The organism is Flavobacterium sp. (genome assembly GCF_044341185.1).
In the GTDB taxonomy this organism is placed as follows: Bacteria; Bacteroidota; Bacteroidia; order Flavobacteriales; family Flavobacteriaceae; genus Flavobacterium.
The window spans coordinates 1-21,976 of sequence record NZ_JBIISE010000013.1 but is presented as its reverse complement, the minus strand read 5'-3'; the positions used below and the strand labels follow the sequence as shown (position 1 = coordinate 21,976).

Below are 21,976 nucleotides of genomic sequence, written 5' to 3'. Positions count from 1 at the left end.
TGGAAGTTTTAATTATACTAATCCGTTATACTTTCTGGTAAACCATTCGATAGCTAAAGATACAACAATAATAACTAACAACCACAAGGAATCTATTAAAGGAGAATTTTTAATTATAGTTTTTTCTACAGGCAAATAGGTGTCTTTTTGAAGTAATTTCTGAACTAACTTATCTATTTGGTTAGGATATATAATTTCACCATTATTCTGATTGGCTAATTGTTGTAATTTTGACACATCAGGATTGACAAATTGTTTTTCCACATCAAAATCTAAAACTTCAAAAGTTCCGTTATAACTGGCATTACTAGTTGTCTCCTTTACTTGAAACGCATAATTTCCTGGAGTTAAACCATCAAAAATAGCTTGATAACCATTGTTTGCTTTTGAGAAATTGTAGTTTTTTGTTGACTTAGTATTCTTATTCGTTAAAGTGATAGAAAGATTGGCGTTTTCTTCTAATTCATAACTTTTATTAAAATATTGAGCAAAAATTTCAATGGTTTCACCAGAATTATAAAAACTTTCGTGTTCCACTAATAGTGATTTCTTAGCAGAATTAGTAGATAAATACTGAATTATCTTATCAATAAATAGGTCGTATTTTTCGTAAGATTGATTTAAAACAAAACTCTCCATACGCCACTTCCAAGAATTTTCACCTAATAAATAAGCATTTCTACTAGTTCCTTTTTCAGAAAAAGTTAATATAGGATTTCCAACTTCAATACCATTTACTTTTGCTTTCAATAAGGTGTTTACACTTCCTTTTTCACTAATCTTTCCAAAAGGATTTTCTAATGGTGGAAATTGCGAAAACTGAATATCAGTTTGTGCAAAAAGATTAAAATCATACACAAATGAAGCTGTAAAATCTTCTTTTTTATTAGTTAATTTAAACACTAAATCGGATTGCATTTGATTTAATAAAGTATAATCAGTGGCCATTCCGGTTACAATAAACGTGTTTATTTTTAAATTTTTATTTGCTTCAAATACTTTTCTAAATGACGCATTTGGTTGATACAAAATTAAGACATTGAATTTTTTTAAATCACTAATTGAATTCGGCTTAACAATCGTTACCTTACGTTGTGCGTTAGATTCAATGGCGCGTTTTATAGCACCTAAATCTGGATGAGAAACATCTGAAATTATTGCAATTTCTTTTTTCTGATCCAGCACTTCAACGGCAAAGTTTTTAGTATTGTTATAACTATTTTTTTCTTTTACAGATGAAGAAAGTACCGCTTTGTATTTTTGTAGTCCTACCCTATCAGCTTCTAATAAAATTTGCACCGATTGTACTTTATTTTTAGCATCGAAATTTACAGTTTGACTGGTAATTTTCTTACCGTTTTTTTCAATTGAAAAGGCAGCGGAAACCGACTTATTACCATTGTATTGCAAGAATACTTCTACTGGAAATTTATTCTTTAAAAACGAATATTTATTCGCGTTAAGCTGATTAATTTTTAAATCAAAAGTCGTTGTAGTATCACCTAAAACAACTGGGAAAAGGGTTGTAGATTCATGAAAACCATACACATAATCATTTCCAATTGTCTGATTTCCATCTGTTATTAATACCACTGGGTAAAATGCATTTTTATTTAATTGCTTTAAATTTACTGCTACCTCGTGAATGTTTGATTGATTTCCCTTAAAGTCTAGAGGCTTTCCAGCGATAAATGTTTCATCAAAAGTATAGTTTTGAATTTCAAATTTTTCTTTTAATGCCGAATTTGAATTTAGGGTTTCAACTAATTTTAACGCATCAGTCGTAGCTTTTAATTCTGTTATAGAACGTGAATTATCGGCAACAATTGCAAGCGGAATTTTATTGGTTTCTACTATTTTTCTTGAAATTACAGGATTAATTATTAATAAAAGCAATGAAAAAATCGAAATAAAACGCAAAAAAGCCAATAACCAATTTGTCTTATTTTGGTTATCGACTTTAAATAAATACTGATAAAACGCAACAACTCCAGAAATAATAACCGAAAGTAGTATTAAAAGAATGGTGCTAGTTGTCATTTTTTGTGTTTATTGGTATTAGTTTGTTGTTCATTGTTCAGCAAATTTAACTACAAACAATAAACAATAAACTGATTTTATGTTAACATTCCCCCGTCTACATTAATAACTTGTCCTGTTACATAGGCGCTCATATCTGAACTTAAGAACACGCATACATTTGCAACGTCTTCTGGTGTTCCACCACGTTTTAATGGAATAGATTCTCTCCAACCTTTTACTACATCTTCATTAAGTTTAGCTGTCATTTCTGTCTCAATAAAACCTGGAGCAATAGCATTACATCTAATATTTCTTGATCCCAATTCCAATGCGATAGATTTTGTAAAACCAATCATACCTGCTTTAGATGCAGCGTAATTTGCTTGTCCTGCATTTCCTTTCACTCCAACAACAGAACTCATGTTTACGATAGATCCTGCACGATTTTTAAGCATTACTTTTTGTACCGCTTTAGTCATATTAAATACCGATTTTAAATTGATATTCATTACCGCATCAAAATCTTCTTCAGACATACGCATTAATAAATTATCCTTTGTAATACCTGCATTATTAATTAATATATCTATGTTTCCAAAATCAGCCATTACATCATCTACTAATTTTTGTGCTTCGTTAAAATCTGCAGCATTTGATTTATATCCTTTAGATTTTATTCCTAAAGCATTTAATTCGTTTTCTAACGCTAAGGCAGATTCTGCAGATGAACTATATGTAAAGGCAACATTTGCTCCGTTTTGAGCAAACACCTTTGCAATACCACTTCCAATTCCTCTACTAGCACCTGTAATAATAGCTACTTTTCCTTCTAATAATTTCATACAATTCTATTTAAATGATATACTTTCTTATAAAAGTCAAATATAATAATAATTTAAAGTAATAAAAACATCTTTTACATTAAACCTTTTTGTTTAAATTTGGTCTAATACCTATTAACCAAAACAAAAAGCCTATGAAGCCCATCAAAATCTTACCATTTTTAGCAATTGCTTTTTCAGTTATGTCTTGTAATGACAATAACGAAGACAATTACACTGCTATTACTGAAACCTATCCTGCTGTTTTAGCAGAATTTGGTAGTTCAGTAGATTTAAACAATTTAGCCAATTATGCAAATCAAACCGTTCCTGCATACATTACTAAAGACAATAGCGCATTAAACCCTATCTCGAACAAAGGTGCAACTTTAGGAAGAGTTTTGTTTTACGATAAAAAAATGTCGTCAAACAATACTGTTTCTTGTTCAAGTTGCCACAAACAAGCACTAGCTTTTGGAGATGATAACGTAGCAAGTACCGGAGTGAACGGAACTACTGGACGCCATTCCATGCGATTAATCAATACTCGTTTTTCTGTAGAATCTAAATTCTTTTGGGACGAACGTGCCGCATCTTTAGAAGTTCAAACTACAATGCCGATTAAAGACCATGGAGAAATGGGTTACAGTGGCACTAATGGCGATGCGAATTTTAATGCATTAATTACAAAATTAAGTGCCATTAATTATTATAAAGAGTTATTTAAATTTGTATATGGCACTGAAGAAATTACAGAAACTAAAATTCAATTTGCTTTAGCACAATTTATTAGAAGTATTCAATCATTCGATTCAAAATACGATGTTGGACGTGCAGGCGCACCAAATGACGGAGCACCTTTTGCAAACTTTACCGCACAAGAAAATCAAGGTAAAAACTTATTTTTAACACCTCCAACATTTAATGCTTCAGGTGTCAGAACTGCTGGCGGTTTAGGATGTGCAGGTTGCCATGCTGCGCCAGAATTTGACATTGATCCTAACACAAGAAACAATGGAATAATTGGAAGTATTAATAACACCGGAATTGATATTACCAATACTAGAGCGCCTTCTTTAAGAGATTTAGTAAAAGTAGATGGCACTACAAACGGACAAATGATGCATACTGGAGTAATCACTTCACTTCAACAAGCCATTGGTCATTATGGTACGATAAATATTGCGCCAGGAAATACTAATTTAGATCCAAGATTAAGACCTAATGGTTTTGGACAACAATTAAATTTAACTAACACTGAAGTTAATGCGGTTGTTGCTTTTTTAAGAACCTTGTCTGGTACAGATGTGTATACCAATACCAAATGGTCTAACCCATTTAATTAAAACAAAAATCCCGCTCTAAAATATTCAGAGCGGGATTTTTTTTATCATTTTTTTTTTAGAATGCTACATTCCATTTAGGAAGTGTACCGTTGTCTTTTAGAAAACTTTGCAAAACAGTAGCTTCAACAAATGTTGGAATGCTTTTTGTTTTTCCTGTAAAAGTTTCATACCAAACTACTTCTAAAGCTGTAATTTCTTCTTTTTTCATTTGTGCTGGCCAAGAATATTTTCTACCCGTTTTAGCAAATTGATGTCCATTTACAATTTTATCATACAAACCGCCACTTTTTACTTTTAACGTACCATCATTCTGAACGGTACCTGTTGAACCTACCATAATTAATTGTTTTTCTTCGTTACTGGCATCAAATACCAAGAAAACACCACTTGCGCCATCTGGAGCGTTACAAACCTCTTCTAAGTTTACATCGGTTGTAAATAAAAAACTATTTGTTGATTTGTATTTTTTTAATTCTTTTTCCATTTTAATTTTATTTGCCACTCAGTCGAATTACTAAGTGAACTTGATTAGTATAAGTAATAAAAGCTCCATAAAAGGAGCTTTTATTATTATGTATTTTATATACAGGAAATTATCCCATAATTTCTTTTACTTTTTTTCCAATTTCTGCTGGAGAATCTACTACGTGGATACCACATTCTCTCATAATGCGTTTTTTAGCTTCTGCCGTATCATCTGCTCCACCTACAATTGCACCTGCGTGACCCATTGTTCTTCCTTTTGGTGCGGTTTCACCAGCGATAAAACCTACAACTGGTTTACGATTACCATCCGCTTTTACCCATTTAGCAGCATCAGCTTCTAATTGACCACCGATTTCACCAATCATAATGATACATTCCGTTTCAGGGTCGTTCATTAATAATTCAACAGCTTGTTTTGTTGTAGTTCCAATAATTGGATCTCCACCAATACCAATTGCAGTTGTTATTCCTAAACCTTGTTTTACAACTTGGTCAGCTGCTTCGTAAGTTAATGTTCCTGATTTAGAAACAATACCCACTGTTCCTTTTTTGAATACGAAACCTGGCATAATACCAACTTTAGCTTCACCTGGAGTAATTACACCTGGACAGTTAGGACCTACTAAACGACAGTCTTTACCTTGTATAAAATCATATGCTTTAATCATATCTGCAACTGGAATTCCTTCCGTGATACAAATAATTACTTTAATTCCTGCATCAGCAGCTTCCATAATCGCATCTGCAGCAAAAGCAGGCGGTACAAAAATGATTGAAGTATCTGCTCCAGCTGTTTTAACAGCGTCTTTAACCGTATTAAAAACAGGTCTATCTAAATGTAACGTACCACCTTTACCTGGCGTTACACCACCTACTACATTTGTACCATATTCAATCATTTGAGAAGCGTGAAACGTTCCTTCGCTTCCTGTAAATCCTTGAACTATAATTTTTGAATTTTTATTTACTAAAACACTCATGAGGTTATTTGTTTTTTAAAAGTTGAGCAAAAATAAGTTTTTTGCCAGTAATAAATTAATTTTTTTATACTTTTTTTTCTACTATTTTGCTAATTTGGTATCCATTTGGTTTTTTAAACAATGAGATAGAAAGCACTATATTTATTTAGAAGAATTTTTCATTGTTTCTAGAATCTCAGGGATACGTTTAATATTAGCCAATTGTTTTAATTTTTCGCGAGATTCCTCAATTGGTGTTCCAAAATACGATTTTCCACCTTCAACAGACTTTGTAACTCCGGTTTGTCCCATAATTACAGCTTTCGCACCAATAGTTATACCACTGGTGGTACCTACTTGACCCCAAAGCGTCACCTCATCTTCAATAATCACACAACCTGCAATTCCGGTTTGGGAAGCAATTAAACATTTTTTTCCAATAACGGTGTCATGTCCTACATGAACCTGATTGTCAATTTTTGTACCTTCTCCAATAGTAGTGTCGCCTGTAACGCCTTTATCAATGGTACAAAGTGCACCAATTCCTACATTATTTTCTATAACAACTCGTCCACCAGAAAGCAATTGATCAAAACCTTCAGTACGTTTTTTATAATAAAAAGCATCCGCCCCTAAAATAGTACCTGCATGAATAATTACGTTATCACCAATTACAGTATTATCGTAAATGGAAACATTGGAATGAATCAAACAATTTTTACCAATTTGTACGTGATGTCCTATAAAACAATTGGGTTGTATTATCGTGCCTTCTCCAATCGTAGCTGTTTCTGAAATTGAAACGTTTGAAAACTGAAAAGGTCGAAAATAGTTGGTTAATATATTAAAATCTCTGAACGGATCATCCGAAATTAACAATGCTTTACCTTCTGGACATGGTACTTCTTTGTTAATTAGTACAATTGTAGCCGCTGACTGCAACGCTTTGTCGTAATATTTTGGATGGTCTACAAAAACAATATCTCCAGGTGTTACCACATGAATTTCATTCATACCATAAACTGGAAAATCATCAGATCCAACATAATTAGACTTGATGATTTCAGCAATTTGTTTTAATGTATAGGTTTTGTTGAATTTCATTTTATAAAATAAAAATAGTCAATAAAAAAAGTGAAAAGTTTATACTTCACACTTTTCACATATTACTATGTTAAACTCTTTCCATGTATTTACCAGATGCGGTATCAATTTTAATTTTATCACCCTCATTAATAAATAAAGGGACATTAATGCTAGCACCCGTTTCTACTGTTGCTGGTTTGGTTGCATTTGTAGCTGTATTTCCTTTTAAACCTGGTTCAGTATAAGTTACTTCTAAAATTACAGAAGCTGCCATATCTACAGAAAGAGGCAAATCAGTTTCTGTATTGATTTGAATCATTACATTTTCACCTTCTTTTAATAAATCTGGTGCATCTAAAATATTTCTATTTAAAGTAATTTGTTCAAAAGATTCGATATTCATAAAGTGAAAGTCATTTCCTTCTGGATACAAAAACTGATACGTTTGTGTTTCTACACGCACTACATCTATTTTATGACCTGCAGAAAACGTATTGTCTAAAACTTTTCCGTTAGTTAACGATTTTAATTTTGTTCTCACAAAAGCAGGACCTTTACCTGGTTTTACGTGTAAGAATTCGATGATTTTATAAATATCATGGTTAAATTTAATACATAAACCATTTCTAATATCTGATGTACTTGCCATTTTGTTTATTTTTATATTATGTTTTTATTTTATCTATTTAAACGCTACCTGTATAGCCTTTCATGATACCACGAGATGAATTTCTAATGAAATCTAAAATTTCATCTCTTTCAGGAGTCGCTTCCATTTCGGCTTCAATAATACTCATTGCTTGAGACGTATTGTAATTTTTCTGATATAAAATTCGGTATATATCTTGAATTTCTCTAATTTTTTCTGTGGTAAAACCTCTTCTTCTTAATCCTACAGAATTAATTCCTACATATGATAAAGGTTCTTTTGCTGCTTTTGAAAAAGGTGGCACATCTTTTCTTACCAAACTTCCACCAGAAACCATCGCGTGATCTCCTATTGAGATAAATTGATGTACTGCAGCTAAACCACCAATTACAGCATATTTACCAACTGTAACATGCCCAGCTAATGCCACACCGTTAACAATAATAGCGTTATCACCTATCATACAATCGTGCGCAATGTGAGCCGTTGCCATAATTAAACAATTATTACCAATTACTGTTTTTCCGGCTGCAACGGTACCTCTGTTAATGGTTACACATTCTCTAATTGTAGTGTTATCACCTATTATTGCTAAAGAATCTTCTCCACCAAACTTTAAATCTTGTGGTACGGCAGAAATAACCGATCCTGGAAAAATATTACAATTTTTACCAATTCTTGCGCCTTCCATAATGGTTACGTTAGAGCCTATCCAAGTTCCTTCACCTATTTCTACATTATTATGAATGGTAGTAAACGGATCGATAACTACATTTCTTGCAATTTTTGCTCCTGGATGAACGTATGCTAAAGGTTGATTCATATATTTTTATTTAATATCCTATTGTTTAAAAGTATTTGCAATACAACTAAACAAAGAATTCTTTATTTAATCGTTTTTTACTTTTACTATTTGTGCCATTAATTCGGCTTCCGAAACCAATTTACCGTTGGCATACGCATACGCTTGCATGTGGCAAATTCCTCTTCTAATTGGTGTAATTAATTCGCATTTAAAAACAATAGTATCACCTGGTAACACTTTTTGTTTGAATTTTACATTATCTATTTTCATAAAGAAGGTAAGATAATTTTCTGGATCTGGCACCGTACTTAAAATTAAAATACCGCCCGTTTGTGCCATAGCTTCTACTTGCAATACACCCGGCATCACTGGCGCGCCTGGAAAATGTCCAATAAAGAAAGGTTCATTCATCGTGACGTTTTTCAAGCCCACTACATGCGTTTCAGATAATTCTAAAATTTTATCTACTAATAAGAACGGAGGTCTGTGAGGTAGTAAATCCATAATTCCATGGATATCTAATACCGGATCCTTATGTAAATCGTAAACTGGAATTTGGTTTTTCTCTTCCAATTTAATAATTTTTGAAACTTTTTTAGCAAATTGAGTGTTTACAAAATGCCCTGGTTTATTAGCAATTACTTTTCCTTGAATTCTTCTTCCAATTAATGACAAGTCACCCACTATATCTAATAATTTATGACGTGCTGCTTCGTTTGGATGATGCAACGTTAAATTATCTAAAATTCCGTTTTCTTTTACAGAAATATGATCTTTATTGAAAGCCTTCTTTAAATTACCCATAGTTTCGTCAGAAATTTCTTTATCTACGTAAACTATAGCATTATTTAAATCGCCACCTTTAATTAATCCGTTATTTAATAAGGCTTCTAATTCATGTAAGAAGCTAAATGTTCTACATTCTGCTATTTCCGATTTAAAATCGGAAATGTTTTTCATGTTTGCATTTTGTGTTCCTAATACTTTTGTACCAAAATCAACCATTGCTGTTACACAATAACTATCGCTTGGAATTATAGTAATTTCGCTGCCTGTAGCTTCATCTAAATATGAAATTACATCTTTTACAACATATACTTTTCTTTCGGCTTCTTGCTCAACACTACCTACTTTTTCTAATGCTTCTACAAAATATTTTGAAGAACCATCCATAATAGGCAATTCAGAAGAATTTAATTCAATTATCACATTATCTAAATCACAACCTACTAAAGCTGCCAAAACATGCTCAGGAGTTTGAATCATGACTCCTAATTTCTCTAAATTAGTACCACGTTGTGTGTTTACCACATAATTGGCATCTGCTTCAATTATTGGGCTTCCTTCTAAATCGACACGTACAAATGTAAAACCATTATTAATTGGTGCAGGTTTGAAAGTAATCGTCACTTCCTGACCAGTATGAAGTCCGACACCTTTTAAAGAAATTTCGCTTTTTAGAGTTGTTTGTTTTAACATGATTTTATATATTATTCTTTTTTAATTCTTCTATTTCATTAACGATTTTTGGTAAATTTCTAAAGTGTACGAATGACTTCGCAAAATCGCCATAATTAAATGCTGGGCTACCTTGCACAACTTCTCCGTCTTTTAAACTTTTTCCGATACCTGATTGGGCTTGAATTTTTACCCTATCGCCTATTGTAATATGTCCTGCAATTCCTACTTGTCCGCCAATCATACAGTTCTTACCAATTTTTGTAGAACCTGCAATGCCAGTTTGAGCTGCAATTACGGTATTTTCACCAATTTCTACATTATGTGCCACTTGTATTTGGTTGTCTAACTTCGCACCTTTTCGAATATATGTAGTTCCAAGTGTTGCTCTATCTACTGTAGAACACGACCCAATTTCTACGTGGTCTTCGATAACAACATTTCCAATTTGTGGAATTTTAGAATACGAACCGTCTTCTTGTGGAGCAAAACCAAAACCATCAGAACCGATAATGGATCCGGAATGAATGGTTACGTGATTGCCTATTTCGGTTTCAGAATATACCCTCACTCCTGCAAAAAACACACAATTATCGCCAATAGTTACGTTATCGCCAATAAAACTATTTGGATATATTTTTACATTATTTCCAATTCGTACGTTTTTACCAATGTAACAAAAACTACCTAAATATAATTCGTCACCATAGGTTACGCCTTCTGAAATAACAGAAGGTTGCTCGATACCCGATTTCATTAGTTTAATTTGATTGTAATATTCTAATAATTTTGAAAAAGAGCTGTACGCATCATCAACTTTAATTAATGTGGCTTTTACTTCATTTTCAAGTTCATACGATTTATTTACAATAACTATAGTGGCGTTTGTAGTGTATAAATAATTGGAATACTTCGTATTAGCTAAAAAAGTTAGTGAACCTTCTGTTCCTTCCTCTATTTTAGCTAATTTATATACTTCAGCATCTGGATTTCCAAAAACGACTCCATCCAATATGCCTGCTATTTGTCCTGCTGTAAATTTCATTTTGTATGCTTTAGTGCCTATCTATAATTTAAGACAAACACGTCATTATTTATGTGATTACTTTGTGTAAAATTAATTTTACTCATTTCGTCTGTGCAAAAATATAAAAATTAACCTTAATCTCCCGCTTTCGGATAACAAATAAAATATTTGACGATGGTTTTAGACAATGCTTTTAAATGCATTTGATCTGAAGCCTCTACCACATTTTCAATTGTTTTATCCTTTTTTAATATCCTAATTGGCTCCGAAGATTTGCTATAGGCTTCATTTTTTATTTTCCCTTTGAACACAAAATAGTCCACATCTTTATCGGAAAGATTATATAGTTTTATATACTTTTCTTTTAACTCTAATAATTTGATTTTGTTTACTTTATCTTCTGTTAATTCAATCTTTAATAGATTTCTATTTATCACCATTTTACTTAAAGAACTCAGCACAAAATCGTCGTGAAATTGCCATTGTTTAATCGCACCTAACACATCGTAATCATCTAAATTAGAAAACGTATCTAAGATGGTTTTATCTATCTGTTGTAATTCAATTTTATGATTTAAAAAGAACAATAAAAACGGACTTCCAAATAACACCTCACCTTTTGATGAAAGCTCTTTTGCACGTTTTAATATCTTAGTTAACGTTAATTCTGCTACTACACTGGTTTTATGCAAGTACGCTTGCCAATACATTAATCGACGCGCCATTAGAAATTTTTCTATAGAATAAATTCCTTTTTCTTCCATTACCAACACGTCGTCTTGTACGTTTAGCATTTGAATTAATCGTTCGCTATTTACGTTTCCTTCATTCACACCTGTATAAAAACTATCGCGTTTAAGGTAATCCATACGATCCATATCTAACTGACTAGAAATCAATTGCAACATAAATTTTCTATGGTATTCGCCTTTAAAAACCTGAATAGCTAACGCTAATTTACCATCAAATTCAGTATTAAGTTGCTCCATAAATAACAACGACAACTCTTCGTGATGTACTTCTTCCAATACGCTATTCTCTAAGGCGTGACTAAAAGGTCCGTGTCCTATATCGTGTAATAAAATCGCTACGTATAATGCATTTTCTTCTTCATCGGAAATGGCTACACCTTTAAATTTCAGTGTCTGAACCGCTTTTTGCATAATATGCATACATCCTAAAGCGTGATGAAAACGGGTATGATGTGCCCCTGGATAAACCAAATAAGACAAGCCCATTTGAGAAATACGTCGCAAACGCTGAAAATACGGATGCTGAATTAAATCGTAAATTAATGTATTGGGAATGGTAATAAAACCATAAATAGGATCGTTGAGTATTTTTAATTTATTGATTTGGCTCACAGAATATGTTTTTGTGTAACAAATGTAAGAAAAACTTAAAAAATAATTCTTACTTTTTTAGGACTTTGTCATTTTACAAACAAACTTTGTCATCTTACCCACAAACTTTGTCATTTCGACGGATGGAGAAAACTCATAATCTTTGTAAATAATTTTAAACCAAACACGTTGTTATTACCGTACAAAGAGAAATCATACTTTTTAACTTTATGTGATTTCTCCTTAGGTCGAAATGACAATTATTACTTATTGTTTTTTTATCTTCAACAAAACACGGTACTTGGTTAATTTCAAATTTAATAAAAAAAGCGTCAGCAACCTTGTAGAATGATTCCTACAAAACAAAAGCAACAGTACTTTTATTTCTTTTTAACCAGTAGTAAAAATCAACTGCACCTTTTAATAATTTAAAAAGATGTACGACTTTTACTCAAAAGATGTACATCTTTTACTTAAAAGATGTATAACTTTATGTAAAAAGATGTACATCTTTTAGTATATTTGTAAGGTTAAATTACTTTTTTTATCGTTACTAACTTATTTATATGTCCGTACAATTTAAAATGATACCTAAGAAAAACAGTTTGGTATCGCCTCCAGAAACAAAATACTACCCTTGTGCCGTTAGCAAAGGAGAAGTAAATTTAGATGATTTAGCCCGAATCGTGGCGAGCAGAACCACTATGAGTCGACCAGATTGCTTTGGCGTAATTATGGCTTTAAGCGATGTTATTGGCGAATCATTAGCAAATGGGAATATCGTTAGAATTGATAATTTAGGTACCTTTCAATTAAATTTAACTGGCACACCTGCGGATACCGAAGCGGCTTTAGGAAAATCGAATATTAAAGCAGCAAAAATTAATTACAAACCATCAAAAGATTTAAAAACCAGAATGAAAAAAATTACTTATAAACGTATGCGTTAATTCAATGTATTCTTACTCAATCACAATTTGATGTTTTCCTACACTGAATTATTTTCTAATTTCTTAAAATTTTACACAATTTTTAAGAAAATTTACGTTTAACATATAGTAACTTGCACTTTTAAATCAGACATACGATGAACAATATAAAAATACTTTGGGTAGACGACGAAATTGACTTATTGAAGCCACATATCTTATTTTTAGAAAAGAAAAACTATACCGTGACTACCTGTAACAACGGACAAGACGCGATTGACTTATACAAAGAAACTGCCTTTGATGTGGTTTTTTTAGATGAAAATATGCCAGGACTTTCGGGTTTAGAAACCCTTTCTGAAATGAAAGAATTTAAATCATCTACACCTGTAATTATGATTACAAAAAGTGAGGAAGAGTATATTATGGAAGAAGCTATTGGTAGTAAAATTGCCGATTACTTAATAAAACCCGTAAATCCGAATCAGATTTTATTGAGTTTAAAGAAAAACTTAGACCATTCGCGTTTAATTTCTGAAAAAACCACGTTAGATTATCAGAAAGAATTTAGAAAAATTGCTATGGAAATGTCGATGGTAAATTCGTTTGATGAATGGGCTGAATTTTACAGAAAATTAGTGTATTGGGAAATCGAATTGGAAACCATTGAAGACCAAAACTTAATTCAAATATTAGAAAGCCAAAAAGCAGAAGCCAATTTGCAATTTGGAAAATTTATTGAACGCAATTACGAAGATTGGTTCAACGAAAAAGCAGACAAGCCGATTTTATCACATAAATTATTTGGTGAATTAGTAGCGCCCGAAATTCGTAAGAAAGACAAACCAATTCTATTTGTAGTTATCGACAACTTGCGTTTGGATCAATGGAAAATTTTCGAAAGCATTGTATTCAATCATTACAAGCCTGAAAAGGAAGTGAACTACTACTCTATTTTACCAACCGCTACACAATATGCCCGAAATGCTATTTTCGCAGGATTGTTGCCGTTAGAAATGGAAAAGAAATATCCACAATATTGGAAAAACGATACTGATGAAGGTGGAAAGAACATGCACGAAGCCGATTTTTTAAACGAACAACTAAAACGTTTGGGTTTAAACATTAAAAGCGAATACTATAAAATCACCAATTTACGTGATGGTAAGAAATTAGTAGATAATTTTAAATCGTGCAAAAACAACGATTTAACTACTATTGTGTACAATTTTGTAGATATGTTATCGCACGCAAAAACCGAAATGGATGTGGTAAAAGAATTAGCGTCTAATGACAAAGCGTACCGCTCTTTAACCTTAAGTTGGTTTAAAAATTCGCCTTTGTTAGAAATGATTCAGCAAGCACAACAAATGGGTTTTAAACTTATTATTACTACTGACCACGGTACCATTAACTGCAAAAATCCATCGAAAGTTATTGGCGATAAAAACACCAGTTTAAATTTACGATACAAAACAGGTAGAAGTTTAACGTACGAAGACAAAGATGTGTACGCTGTAAAAGATCCTAAAAAAATAGGTTTGCCCACGATAAACATGACCAGTTCGTATATATTTGCCAAAAGCGATTTCTTTTTAGCCTATGTAAACAACTTTAATCATTATGTAAGTTATTACAGAAATACGTATCAGCACGGGGGTATTTCATTAGAAGAAATGATTATTCCGTGTATAGTTTTGAATCCAAAGTAAAATAGGTAAAAGGTTTTGGGTGTGAGGTGAAAGGCAAAAGGTATGAGGTAAAAGGTATAAGGTAAAACCCTGAACCTTAAGCCATAAACCCTGAAACCTAAACCTTTAACCTTAAACCTTTAACCCTAAACCCAAAAAAATGACTGCAACATTCACATTAGAAGACATAAATAAAGTAGCTAAAGAAATTCTTGCTACACCGAGTTTAAAAAAAGTAATTACGTTTCACGCGACTATGGGTGTGGGTAAAACCACATTAATTAAGGAACTGGTGAAAGAATTAGGCGTTACAGGAAATTCAAGTAGTCCTACTTTTTCGTTAGTTAATGAATACGAATCGGAAACGGGTGAAGCTTTATATCATTTCGATTTGTACCGCATTAATGACGAATTAGAAGCGTATGATATGGGAATTGACGAGTATTTTTATTCAGGTAATTGGTGCTTTATTGAATGGCCAGAAAAAATACCTCATTTATTACCTTTAGACCACGCCTCAATTGTAATTAGACAGTTACCCAACGGAAAAAGAGAATTGATTTTAAAAAATGATTAAAATTGGGGTATTCTTATAAAAAAATTTCAAAATAATTCTTTATATTTGGATAGAAAAGGTGAAACAAAACTTCACATTACATACAAATATAGGTGAATATACGAAACTATAATGCATATAAATGAGTCATCTTTAATTGTAAACTAACATTACATAAAAAATGAAAAATAAAATAACGTTTGCAATTATAATTTTTGCATTAATTTTTTTTCTTTTTTTTCTTTTAAAAAAAGAAGCACACAATTTCGGAGAAGTAATAGAAAAACAAGAGCTTTCTAGAGTTGAAAAAATAAATCAACAAAAAAAAGCGACTAAAGGTAAAATTGACTTAACGGACAACATACATCTAACCTGGTTCATAAAAAGTTTTATTGAAAAAGAACACAAAATTGAATTTTGCGAAAGTATTGACGCTAGGTATATCTGTAAAATAGACGACAAAGATTATTATGGTTCTGATTTTAGAATGGATTTTCCAAAAAACGAACTTGAAAAGTTATCAATTTATATCAATAATAAATCAATTAAACTTGATGTTTCACAAATCTATAATCCAAATCATACTGGCGAATTAATTGAGGATCAGTTTAAACTTGAAAAACATAAAGAGTTTTATATACTTTATGCGTACTTCTCAGATGGCGCTGGAACTTATACTACAAATTGGAAAATAAAAGATTATAAATCGGAAAGAAGTAAGTTATCAAGCAATGAGATAGATTTTGAATGGCAAAATAATAAATAATAAACAACTACAGATAATTGCAGTTTACATAAATATTAAGACTTTACAAAAAATTACTTTAGAAAATGAAATTCCCCAGCTAGCGCGAGCTTCTAGCTCGTGACCAAAAACAAAATATAAAATATAAACTAAATGTACTTAAAAAAAATTATCCTTTTAACATTTCTAATTTCTGTTTTCTCGTGCAATAAAAACGAAAATAAAAGTGAAAGAATTTTTACAGAAAATTACTCAATAGAAGCGCCTTCAGATTTTGAAAGAACTAATGAAATGAATCAATTAGCAAAAGTTCAGTTTCGAAAACCCAAAGAAGATTTGCATTTTATCGTGCTAGAAGAAACAAAAGAAGGTTTTCAAAATGGAATAAAAATGGGCGTTCATAAAGTTTCTCCAAGCTTGTTTGGGTATTACAAAGTGATTACTAATCATTTCGATGAAATTACGGAAAATTTCAAAACCTCAGATTATGGTGTTACCAAAATTAATTCTTGTAATGCTATTATTTTCTCAATGAGCGGTAAGGATTTAGAAGATGGAAAAAATGTCTTTTACAGATATGCAATACTTGAAGATGATAAACATCTATATCAGATAATGGCTTGGACAAATCTTAATTACAAAAATAAACTTATTGGAAGAATGGAATCGGTTATTAATTCATTTAAATCAAATTCAATTTCAAAATAAAAACAGCACACAACAAGCGTTTGGTAATAAATTTTATATTTGATAGAAAATAATCGGTTCCGGAGTTCGCAAAAAAAAATGGAAATGAAAAAACGAATCTTTAAAATAAATTTAGCACTTATTGTAATTATAATTACTTCCATTCTTTACTTAAATTCATCTTATTATATTGAAAATCAAAAATGGAAATATAGTGACGGAACTCATATTGGAGATTGGTTTGATGAAGGTAATCTGAAAGTGGAAGACGGTATAGTTTATGGTAGTAGCGGAAAAGCAAAAGTTGTTTTTTGCTTCGGTTTCAGACTCGTTATAAAAGATATTGAAACTGGCGAAGAAGGAATTTATGTAAACAAGAATTAGAAACCAAGTTTGAAAATTAAACTATCACTAACAGCGATTTCTCACAACTATGAATTTTGTAGTAAATTCACGTTTATTTCTCGCAAGAAATTTTATCTTTGATAGAAAATAATCGGTTCCGAAGCTCGCAACCTCGCCAAGCGCCGGAACGTTGGCACGTTGGCAGCAAGTTAACCGCCGATTCAACACCAATTAACTACAGAGAACATATTATGAGAAATAAAGTAATTTTAGGAATATTTTTATTGATGATTGTTTATATAGTCAATAATTTTTTTAGTGAAGAAATGTTGATTGGAAAATATGCAAATACGAACTTTAGTGATGATTTTATTGCTGAAATCCCACATAAAGCTGACACTTTGATATTGAAAAAAAATAACGCTTTTGAAAGTCGGTTTTATGGTAAAGGCAAATACAAAATAATTCATTCACTCGGGGGAACGGAAATTGACTTATCATATGGAGAAGGTTATTCATCGACAATTATTAATGGTGAACATATAAAAGTCTCAAATAAAGCAGGATTTTCAACCTATATAAATCGAATAATGTTTTTTGGAAACCCTAAAATAATACTTTGTGAGGATTTAAATCACTATTACGAAAAAACAGAATAACCTGCTGCTAACAGGCATTTGGCAAGATTGCGAATTTTGTAGTAAATACACTTTTACATTTCGCAAGAAATTTTATCTTTGATAGAAAACAATCAGTTCCGTAGTTCGCAACAATAACAAGCCACAAAACCTCTCATACTGAACTTGTTTCAGCATCTCAAACCATTGGTTTTCTATATTATTTAGCTACTCACTTGTAACTTAATAGAAAATTACTTAATTTGGCTACAAAATCAAAACACGTATGTCAATCTATACTCCATTTTCAGCCAAACAATTGCTTCCGCAAGAAGAAAAATTGGAAATTGGCAAACACAAAAGTGACTTATTTATTGGGATTCCTAAAGAAACTTCTTACCAAGAGCGTCGTATTTGTTTAACGCCCGATGCGGTGAGTTCATTGGTAAGTCACGGACACCGTGTGATGATTGAAAGTGATGCGGGTAAAAATGCCAGTTTTTCTGATAAAGAATATGCAGATGCGGGCGCAGAAGTAACTCAAGATACCAAAAAAGTATTTTCTTGTCCAATACTTTTAAAAGTAGAACCGCCTACTTTAGAAGAAATAGAAATGATGAATTTAGAAGCCATTCTTATTTCAGCCATCCAATTAAAAACACAGAAAAAAGAATATTTTGAAGCGCTTACTAAAAAGAAAATCACCTCATTAGCATTCGAGTTTATTAAAGATAGCGACGGTTCGTATCCAGCAGTAAAATCGTTAAGTGAAATTGCAGGAACGGCTTCGGTTTTAATTGCAGCCGAATTAATGATTAATAATAATGATGGAAAAGGATTGCTTTTTGGAAACATAACGGGCGTTCCTCCTACTGAAGTTGTTATTTTAGGCGCAGGAACGGTTGCCGAATATGCAGTGAGAACGGCATTAAGCTTAGGGGCTAACGTAAAAGTATTTGACAATTCTATTACGAAATTACGACGATTACAAAATACATTAAATCAAAGAATATTTACCTCTACCATTCACGATAAAGCCCTTTTAAAAGCTCTACGTAGATGTGATGTGGCTATTGGCGCCTTAAAAGGGGAAAACAGAACACCCATTGTAGTTACAGAAACAATGGTAGAATATATGAAAAAAGGAGCCGTAATTGTAGATGTAAGTATAGATACCGGTGGTTGTTTTGAAACTTCAGAAATTACCACGCACGAACACCCAACCTTTATAAAAAACAATGTCATTCATTATTGTGTGCCGAATATTCCTTCACGCTATTCTAAAACAGCAAGTATATCAATTAGTAATATTATCACACCAACGTTAATAAATATTGCTGAAGATGGTGGTATTGAAACAGCAATTCGTTGCAATAAAGGATTGAAAAATGGTATTTATTTTTACCACGGAATTTTAACCAATAAATCCATCGCCGATTGGTTTCAATTGGAGCATAGAGACATAAATTTAATTGTTTTTTAATTCAATTACAAAATGACATCTAAAAACATTTCTAATGCTTTACTTCGCACGCTGTTTATTCTTGCAGGCATAGTGTTTTTGGGCTATATTATTGGAGTAATTTCGTCGGTACTACTTTATGTTATTGTAGCGATTTTATTAAGTTTTGTGGCACAACCCATTTCTGATTTTTTACAAAAAAAATTACGCTTTCCTCCTATTTTAGCTATTATCGTGTCTTTAACGCTGTTTATTGTTTTAGCGTTTGGCATCTTGTTATTATTTGTGCCTTTAATAGTCAGTCAGAGTAAAAATTTAGCGTTACTTGATATGGTGGCGTTAGAAAAAAATTCTGTGTTATTTATCAATCAGGTAGATGTTTGGTTGCAAACCTATGACATTCAGTATAAAAAATTAATAGACATTCAGAAGATTACACAATCGTTTAATTTTAATTTTATTACTGATATATTAAATTCGATAATTGGTTCTATAGGAAATTTTGGAATGGCTATTTTCTCGATATTTTTTATTTGCTTCTTCTTATTGAAAGATCAAAAACTAATTACAACAAATTTACGAGCTGTTTTACCTGCGAACCACAGATGGCGCATTTTAGCTTCGCTTTTGCGTATAAAAAATATGCTATCTAAATACACCATTGGCTTATTAACACAGCTATTATTGGTATTTGTAATGTACTTAATTGTATTATTAATTTTTGGTGTAGAAAATGCGTTTATTATTGCGTTTTTAGGTGCTATTTTAAACATTATACCTTATGTCGGACCTATAATTGCTTTAATAATGACGGCGTTTTTAACGATATTAGGACACATTCACGAAGATTTTCAATTGGTAGTTATGCCCACCACATTATATGTTATCATTGGTTATTTTATTGTGCAACTTATTGATAATAATGTAAGCCAACCCATTATTTTTTCTAAAAGCACGAATTCGCATCCTTTAGAAATATTTTTGGTAACACTAATTTCTGGTACGCTATTAGGAATATTGGGAATGATTATTGCCATTCCAGTTTATACGGCTTTAAGAGTAGTACTGAAAGAGTTTTACCCTAAAAGTACTTTTATTCAAATAGTAACCAAAGGTTTGTAATGCAGCTATCTCTTCTTTCCGCCGAAATTCAAGAATATATTCACAATTCTTTACAAGTCAATATTTCAAAATTAGCGTTATCCAAAAACCCTTTTCCTGAAGTAGATTGGAAAGAAATTATCAATCAAATTGTATCTAAAAACAAATCGCAACATAAACTTCCAACTTGGTTTAACACGGATAACATTTACTATCCGCCAAGTCTTTCCATAGAGCAAACCTCTTCTGAGATTACTGCCAAATACAAATCTGAATTAATTTCTGGCACCTCATTAATAGACTTAACCGGTGGTTTTGGCGTGGATGATTATTATTTCTCGAAAAAATTTGAGCGTGTCATTCATTGTGAAAGAAACGCGTCACTATCAGAAATGGTGCAACATAATTATGGTGTGTTGAACGTAACTAACATTACTTGTTTGGCACAAAATAGCACCGATGTTTTAATGCAATCGGACCGTACTTTTGATTGGATTTATATTGATCCAAGCAGACGAAGTGATGTAAAAGGAAAAGTGTTTTTACTTAAAGATTGTTTGCCAAATGTTTCTGAAAATTTAAAATTATATTTTTCTAAAAGTAATTCCATTTTAATAAAAACTGCGCCAATATTAGATATTACGGCGGGTTGTATGGAATTAGAAAACATAAAATCCATACATATCGTAGCCATTGAAAACGAAGTAAAAGAAATTCTATGGCTTTTAGAAAAAGGATATAACGATGAAATAGAATTATTTGCCGTAAACATTCAAAAGGAAAAAACAGATTGTACTACTTTTATTTTAGGTAACCATACACCCGCTCGCTTTAGTTTGCCACAAGAATTTTTATATGAACCGAATGCGCCTTTACTTAAATCTGGTGGTGTAGATTATTTGTGCGATGCGCTGCATATTTCTAAATTACATCCGCATTCGCATTTATTTACCCATATTGAATTAATTGATTTTCCAGGAAGACGATTTATCATTAATGACGTCATTCCGTTTAAAAAAGAAAATCTTAAAAAGCACTTTGAAGGTAAGAAGATGAATATTACAACCCGTAATTTTCCTTTAACCGTTGAAGAAATTAGAAAAAAATATAAAATTGCAGACGGTGGCACTGTTTATGCTTTTTTTACCACCAATATAAATAACGAAAAAATTGTATTAATTTGCACAAAAATTTAGATATGAAAACCTTAAAAATAACTGTTTTACTTTTTTTAACTCAATTTATGTTTTCACAAGACAAACCATGCGAATATGAAATTGATGTTGCTACAGACACCAGTAACACACGTGTATTGAAAGATAAAATTGTAGATGAAAGTGTTTTTGGAAACACTACTTCTTTTTTAACTTTTAAGCTTTTTAATGTAGATGGTTTCATTGGGTTAAACTTTCAATACTTACAAAAAAGTAAAGATTTTTTATCTCCAATATGCATAGACAAAAGCACGAAAATATATTTAGAAATGGCGAATGGCAAACAAGTTAAACTTATAAATTCTTCAGATACTGAAACGTGTAACGAATTGCAATACGACGCTGTAGAAAAAAATAACCTGCGAATTTTGTCTGGTTTCTTTTATTTTACTCCAGAAAATTTTGAAGATTTAAAAACATCGAAAGTGTATTTAATTAAAATTGCTGCAACAACTGGTGATGTGAATTTTGTAATTAAACCCGAGTTGAATTCTGAAATTTATAAAGAAAAATCGAATCCTGATTCTTATTTTATAAATAACTTAAAGTGTTTGGGTATCTAATTAAAATTAAACTTTTGTTTTTTGTTTTAATGTAAATTTTAAAAATAAAAACCCAATTACTCCT

The 21,976-nt window shown here is 31.5% G+C and carries 22 protein-coding genes; 12 read left to right on the top strand and 10 right to left on the bottom strand.

From position 1 onward, the window contains the following. Positions 1-12: 12 nt before the first annotated feature. A complete protein-coding gene (locus ACIQZ1_RS04305) occupies positions 13-2,040 on the bottom strand; it encodes a hypothetical protein (protein WP_396159405.1) in 2,028 nt (675 codons plus the stop codon). 77 nt (positions 2,041-2,117) lie between these two features. After that, complete coding sequence (gene fabG, locus ACIQZ1_RS04300) at positions 2,118-2,864, bottom strand: 3-oxoacyl-[acyl-carrier-protein] reductase (RefSeq protein WP_353147880.1); 747 nt, start codon at positions 2,862-2,864, stop codon at positions 2,118-2,120. A gap of 134 nt (positions 2,865-2,998) precedes the next feature. On the opposite strand from fabG, the gene ACIQZ1_RS04295 reads away from it, so the two are divergent. Continuing rightward, positions 2,999-4,189 carry a cytochrome-c peroxidase gene (locus tag ACIQZ1_RS04295; RefSeq protein WP_396159402.1) on the top strand — a complete coding sequence of 397 codons (1,191 nt, stop codon included), beginning with the start codon at positions 2,999-3,001 and terminating at the stop codon, positions 4,187-4,189. A 55-nt stretch (positions 4,190-4,244) separates the two neighbouring features. On the opposite strand, the gene ACIQZ1_RS04290 is transcribed toward ACIQZ1_RS04295, so the two are convergent. The 8 genes from ACIQZ1_RS04290 to ACIQZ1_RS04255 all read right to left on the bottom strand — a co-directional run bounded on the left by ACIQZ1_RS04290 (position 4,245) and on the right by ACIQZ1_RS04255 (position 12,023). After that, the gene (locus tag ACIQZ1_RS04290; protein WP_396159400.1) at positions 4,245-4,673 is read right to left on the bottom strand and encodes a hypothetical protein; all 429 of its coding nucleotides are present in this window, start codon (positions 4,671-4,673) and stop codon (positions 4,245-4,247) included. Positions 4,674-4,782: 109 nt separating this feature from the next. After that, a complete protein-coding gene (gene sucD, locus ACIQZ1_RS04285; protein WP_291242445.1) occupies positions 4,783-5,655 on the bottom strand; it encodes a succinate--CoA ligase subunit alpha in 873 nt (290 codons plus the stop codon). 141 nt (positions 5,656-5,796) lie between these two features. Next, positions 5,797-6,738, bottom strand: coding sequence for a UDP-3-O-(3-hydroxymyristoyl)glucosamine N-acyltransferase (locus tag ACIQZ1_RS04280; protein WP_396159398.1), 942 nt, complete (start codon positions 6,736-6,738; stop codon positions 5,797-5,799). A 70-nt stretch (positions 6,739-6,808) separates the two neighbouring features. Continuing rightward, positions 6,809-7,369 (bottom strand): elongation factor P, encoded by a 561-nt coding sequence (gene efp, locus ACIQZ1_RS04275; protein WP_353076493.1) that lies wholly within the window; start codon positions 7,367-7,369, stop codon positions 6,809-6,811. Between the two features lie 37 nt (positions 7,370-7,406). Continuing rightward, on the bottom strand, positions 7,407-8,192 hold the full coding sequence (gene lpxA / locus ACIQZ1_RS04270) for an acyl-ACP--UDP-N-acetylglucosamine O-acyltransferase (protein WP_396159396.1): 786 nt from the start codon (positions 8,190-8,192) through the stop codon (positions 7,407-7,409). A 66-nt stretch (positions 8,193-8,258) separates the two neighbouring features. After that, a complete protein-coding gene (locus tag ACIQZ1_RS04265) occupies positions 8,259-9,653 on the bottom strand; it encodes a bifunctional UDP-3-O-[3-hydroxymyristoyl] N-acetylglucosamine deacetylase/3-hydroxyacyl-ACP dehydratase (RefSeq protein ID WP_396159394.1) in 1,395 nt (464 codons plus the stop codon). Positions 9,654-9,657: 4 nt separating this feature from the next. After that, positions 9,658-10,677 (bottom strand): UDP-3-O-(3-hydroxymyristoyl)glucosamine N-acyltransferase, encoded by a 1,020-nt coding sequence (gene lpxD, locus ACIQZ1_RS04260; protein WP_396159392.1) that lies wholly within the window; start codon positions 10,675-10,677, stop codon positions 9,658-9,660. A 116-nt stretch (positions 10,678-10,793) separates the two neighbouring features. Continuing rightward, the gene (locus ACIQZ1_RS04255; protein WP_396159390.1) at positions 10,794-12,023 is read right to left on the bottom strand and encodes an HD domain-containing protein; all 1,230 of its coding nucleotides are present in this window, start codon (positions 12,021-12,023) and stop codon (positions 10,794-10,796) included. A gap of 545 nt (positions 12,024-12,568) precedes the next feature. Between ACIQZ1_RS04255 and ACIQZ1_RS04250 the strand changes: the two genes are divergently transcribed. The 11 genes from ACIQZ1_RS04250 to ACIQZ1_RS04200 all read left to right on the top strand — a co-directional run bounded on the left by ACIQZ1_RS04250 (position 12,569) and on the right by ACIQZ1_RS04200 (position 21,912). Beyond that, complete coding sequence (locus ACIQZ1_RS04250; RefSeq protein WP_396159388.1) at positions 12,569-12,952, top strand: HU family DNA-binding protein; 384 nt, start codon at positions 12,569-12,571, stop codon at positions 12,950-12,952. A gap of 137 nt (positions 12,953-13,089) precedes the next feature. After that, positions 13,090-14,643, top strand: coding sequence for a response regulator (locus ACIQZ1_RS04245; protein ID WP_396159386.1), 1,554 nt, complete (start codon positions 13,090-13,092; stop codon positions 14,641-14,643). A gap of 139 nt (positions 14,644-14,782) precedes the next feature. Beyond that, entirely contained in the window at positions 14,783-15,199 is a 417-nt protein-coding gene (gene tsaE / locus ACIQZ1_RS04240) for a tRNA (adenosine(37)-N6)-threonylcarbamoyltransferase complex ATPase subunit type 1 TsaE (RefSeq protein ID WP_396159384.1), read from the top strand. A 160-nt stretch (positions 15,200-15,359) separates the two neighbouring features. Continuing rightward, entirely contained in the window at positions 15,360-15,944 is a 585-nt protein-coding gene (locus ACIQZ1_RS04235; RefSeq protein ID WP_396159382.1) for a hypothetical protein, read from the top strand. A 132-nt stretch (positions 15,945-16,076) separates the two neighbouring features. Then, positions 16,077-16,631 carry a hypothetical protein gene (locus ACIQZ1_RS04230; RefSeq protein WP_396159379.1) on the top strand — a complete coding sequence of 185 codons (555 nt, stop codon included), beginning with the start codon at positions 16,077-16,079 and terminating at the stop codon, positions 16,629-16,631. Positions 16,632-16,715: 84 nt separating this feature from the next. After that, positions 16,716-16,994: a hypothetical protein gene (locus ACIQZ1_RS04225; protein ID WP_396159377.1), complete on the top strand. Its 279-nt coding sequence runs from the start codon at positions 16,716-16,718 to the stop codon at positions 16,992-16,994. Positions 16,995-17,092: 98 nt separating this feature from the next. Then, on the top strand, positions 17,093-17,614 hold the full coding sequence (locus ACIQZ1_RS04220; RefSeq protein ID WP_396159375.1) for a hypothetical protein: 522 nt from the start codon (positions 17,093-17,095) through the stop codon (positions 17,612-17,614). 244 nt (positions 17,615-17,858) lie between these two features. Further along, positions 17,859-19,055 carry an alanine dehydrogenase gene (locus ACIQZ1_RS04215; RefSeq protein ID WP_396159373.1) on the top strand — a complete coding sequence of 399 codons (1,197 nt, stop codon included), beginning with the start codon at positions 17,859-17,861 and terminating at the stop codon, positions 19,053-19,055. Between the two features lie 12 nt (positions 19,056-19,067). Further along, the gene (locus tag ACIQZ1_RS04210) at positions 19,068-20,156 is read left to right on the top strand and encodes an AI-2E family transporter (protein ID WP_396159371.1); all 1,089 of its coding nucleotides are present in this window, start codon (positions 19,068-19,070) and stop codon (positions 20,154-20,156) included. Continuing rightward, positions 20,156-21,331, top strand: a complete 1,176-nt coding sequence (locus ACIQZ1_RS04205; RefSeq protein ID WP_396159370.1) for a class I SAM-dependent methyltransferase — start codon at positions 20,156-20,158, stop codon at positions 21,329-21,331. Before ACIQZ1_RS04210 ends, ACIQZ1_RS04205 begins: the two co-directional genes overlap by 1 nt. Positions 21,332-21,333: 2 nt before the next feature. Continuing rightward, positions 21,334-21,912, top strand: a complete 579-nt coding sequence (locus ACIQZ1_RS04200) for a hypothetical protein (protein ID WP_396159368.1) — start codon at positions 21,334-21,336, stop codon at positions 21,910-21,912. Positions 21,913-21,976 lie beyond the last annotated feature (64 nt).

Coding starts and splice junctions, on each gene's coding strand:
- ACIQZ1_RS04305 (WP_396159405.1), bottom strand. CDS start 2,040: ATGACAACTAGCACCATTCTTTTAATACTACTTTCGGTTATTATTTCT.
- fabG (WP_353147880.1), bottom strand. CDS start 2,864: ATGAAATTATTAGAAGGAAAAGTAGCTATTATTACAGGTGCTAGTAGA.
- ACIQZ1_RS04295 (WP_396159402.1), top strand. CDS start 2,999: ATGAAGCCCATCAAAATCTTACCATTTTTAGCAATTGCTTTTTCAGTT.
- ACIQZ1_RS04290 (WP_396159400.1), bottom strand. CDS start 4,673: ATGGAAAAAGAATTAAAAAAATACAAATCAACAAATAGTTTTTTATTT.
- sucD (WP_291242445.1), bottom strand. CDS start 5,655: ATGAGTGTTTTAGTAAATAAAAATTCAAAAATTATAGTTCAAGGATTT.
- ACIQZ1_RS04280 (WP_396159398.1), bottom strand. CDS start 6,738: ATGAAATTCAACAAAACCTATACATTAAAACAAATTGCTGAAATCATC.
- efp (WP_353076493.1), bottom strand. CDS start 7,369: ATGGCAAGTACATCAGATATTAGAAATGGTTTATGTATTAAATTTAAC.
- lpxA (WP_396159396.1), bottom strand. CDS start 8,192: ATGAATCAACCTTTAGCATACGTTCATCCAGGAGCAAAAATTGCAAGA.
- ACIQZ1_RS04265 (WP_396159394.1), bottom strand. CDS start 9,653: ATGTTAAAACAAACAACTCTAAAAAGCGAAATTTCTTTAAAAGGTGTC.
- lpxD (WP_396159392.1), bottom strand. CDS start 10,677: ATGAAATTTACAGCAGGACAAATAGCAGGCATATTGGATGGAGTCGTT.
- ACIQZ1_RS04250 (WP_396159388.1), top strand. CDS start 12,569: ATGTCCGTACAATTTAAAATGATACCTAAGAAAAACAGTTTGGTATCG.
- ACIQZ1_RS04245 (WP_396159386.1), top strand. CDS start 13,090: ATGAACAATATAAAAATACTTTGGGTAGACGACGAAATTGACTTATTG.
- tsaE (WP_396159384.1), top strand. CDS start 14,783: ATGACTGCAACATTCACATTAGAAGACATAAATAAAGTAGCTAAAGAA.
- ACIQZ1_RS04235 (WP_396159382.1), top strand. CDS start 15,360: ATGAAAAATAAAATAACGTTTGCAATTATAATTTTTGCATTAATTTTT.
- ACIQZ1_RS04230 (WP_396159379.1), top strand. CDS start 16,077: ATGTACTTAAAAAAAATTATCCTTTTAACATTTCTAATTTCTGTTTTC.
- ACIQZ1_RS04225 (WP_396159377.1), top strand. CDS start 16,716: ATGAAAAAACGAATCTTTAAAATAAATTTAGCACTTATTGTAATTATA.
- ACIQZ1_RS04215 (WP_396159373.1), top strand. CDS start 17,859: ATGTCAATCTATACTCCATTTTCAGCCAAACAATTGCTTCCGCAAGAA.
- ACIQZ1_RS04210 (WP_396159371.1), top strand. CDS start 19,068: ATGACATCTAAAAACATTTCTAATGCTTTACTTCGCACGCTGTTTATT.
- ACIQZ1_RS04205 (WP_396159370.1), top strand. CDS start 20,156: ATGCAGCTATCTCTTCTTTCCGCCGAAATTCAAGAATATATTCACAAT.
- ACIQZ1_RS04200 (WP_396159368.1), top strand. CDS start 21,334: ATGAAAACCTTAAAAATAACTGTTTTACTTTTTTTAACTCAATTTATG.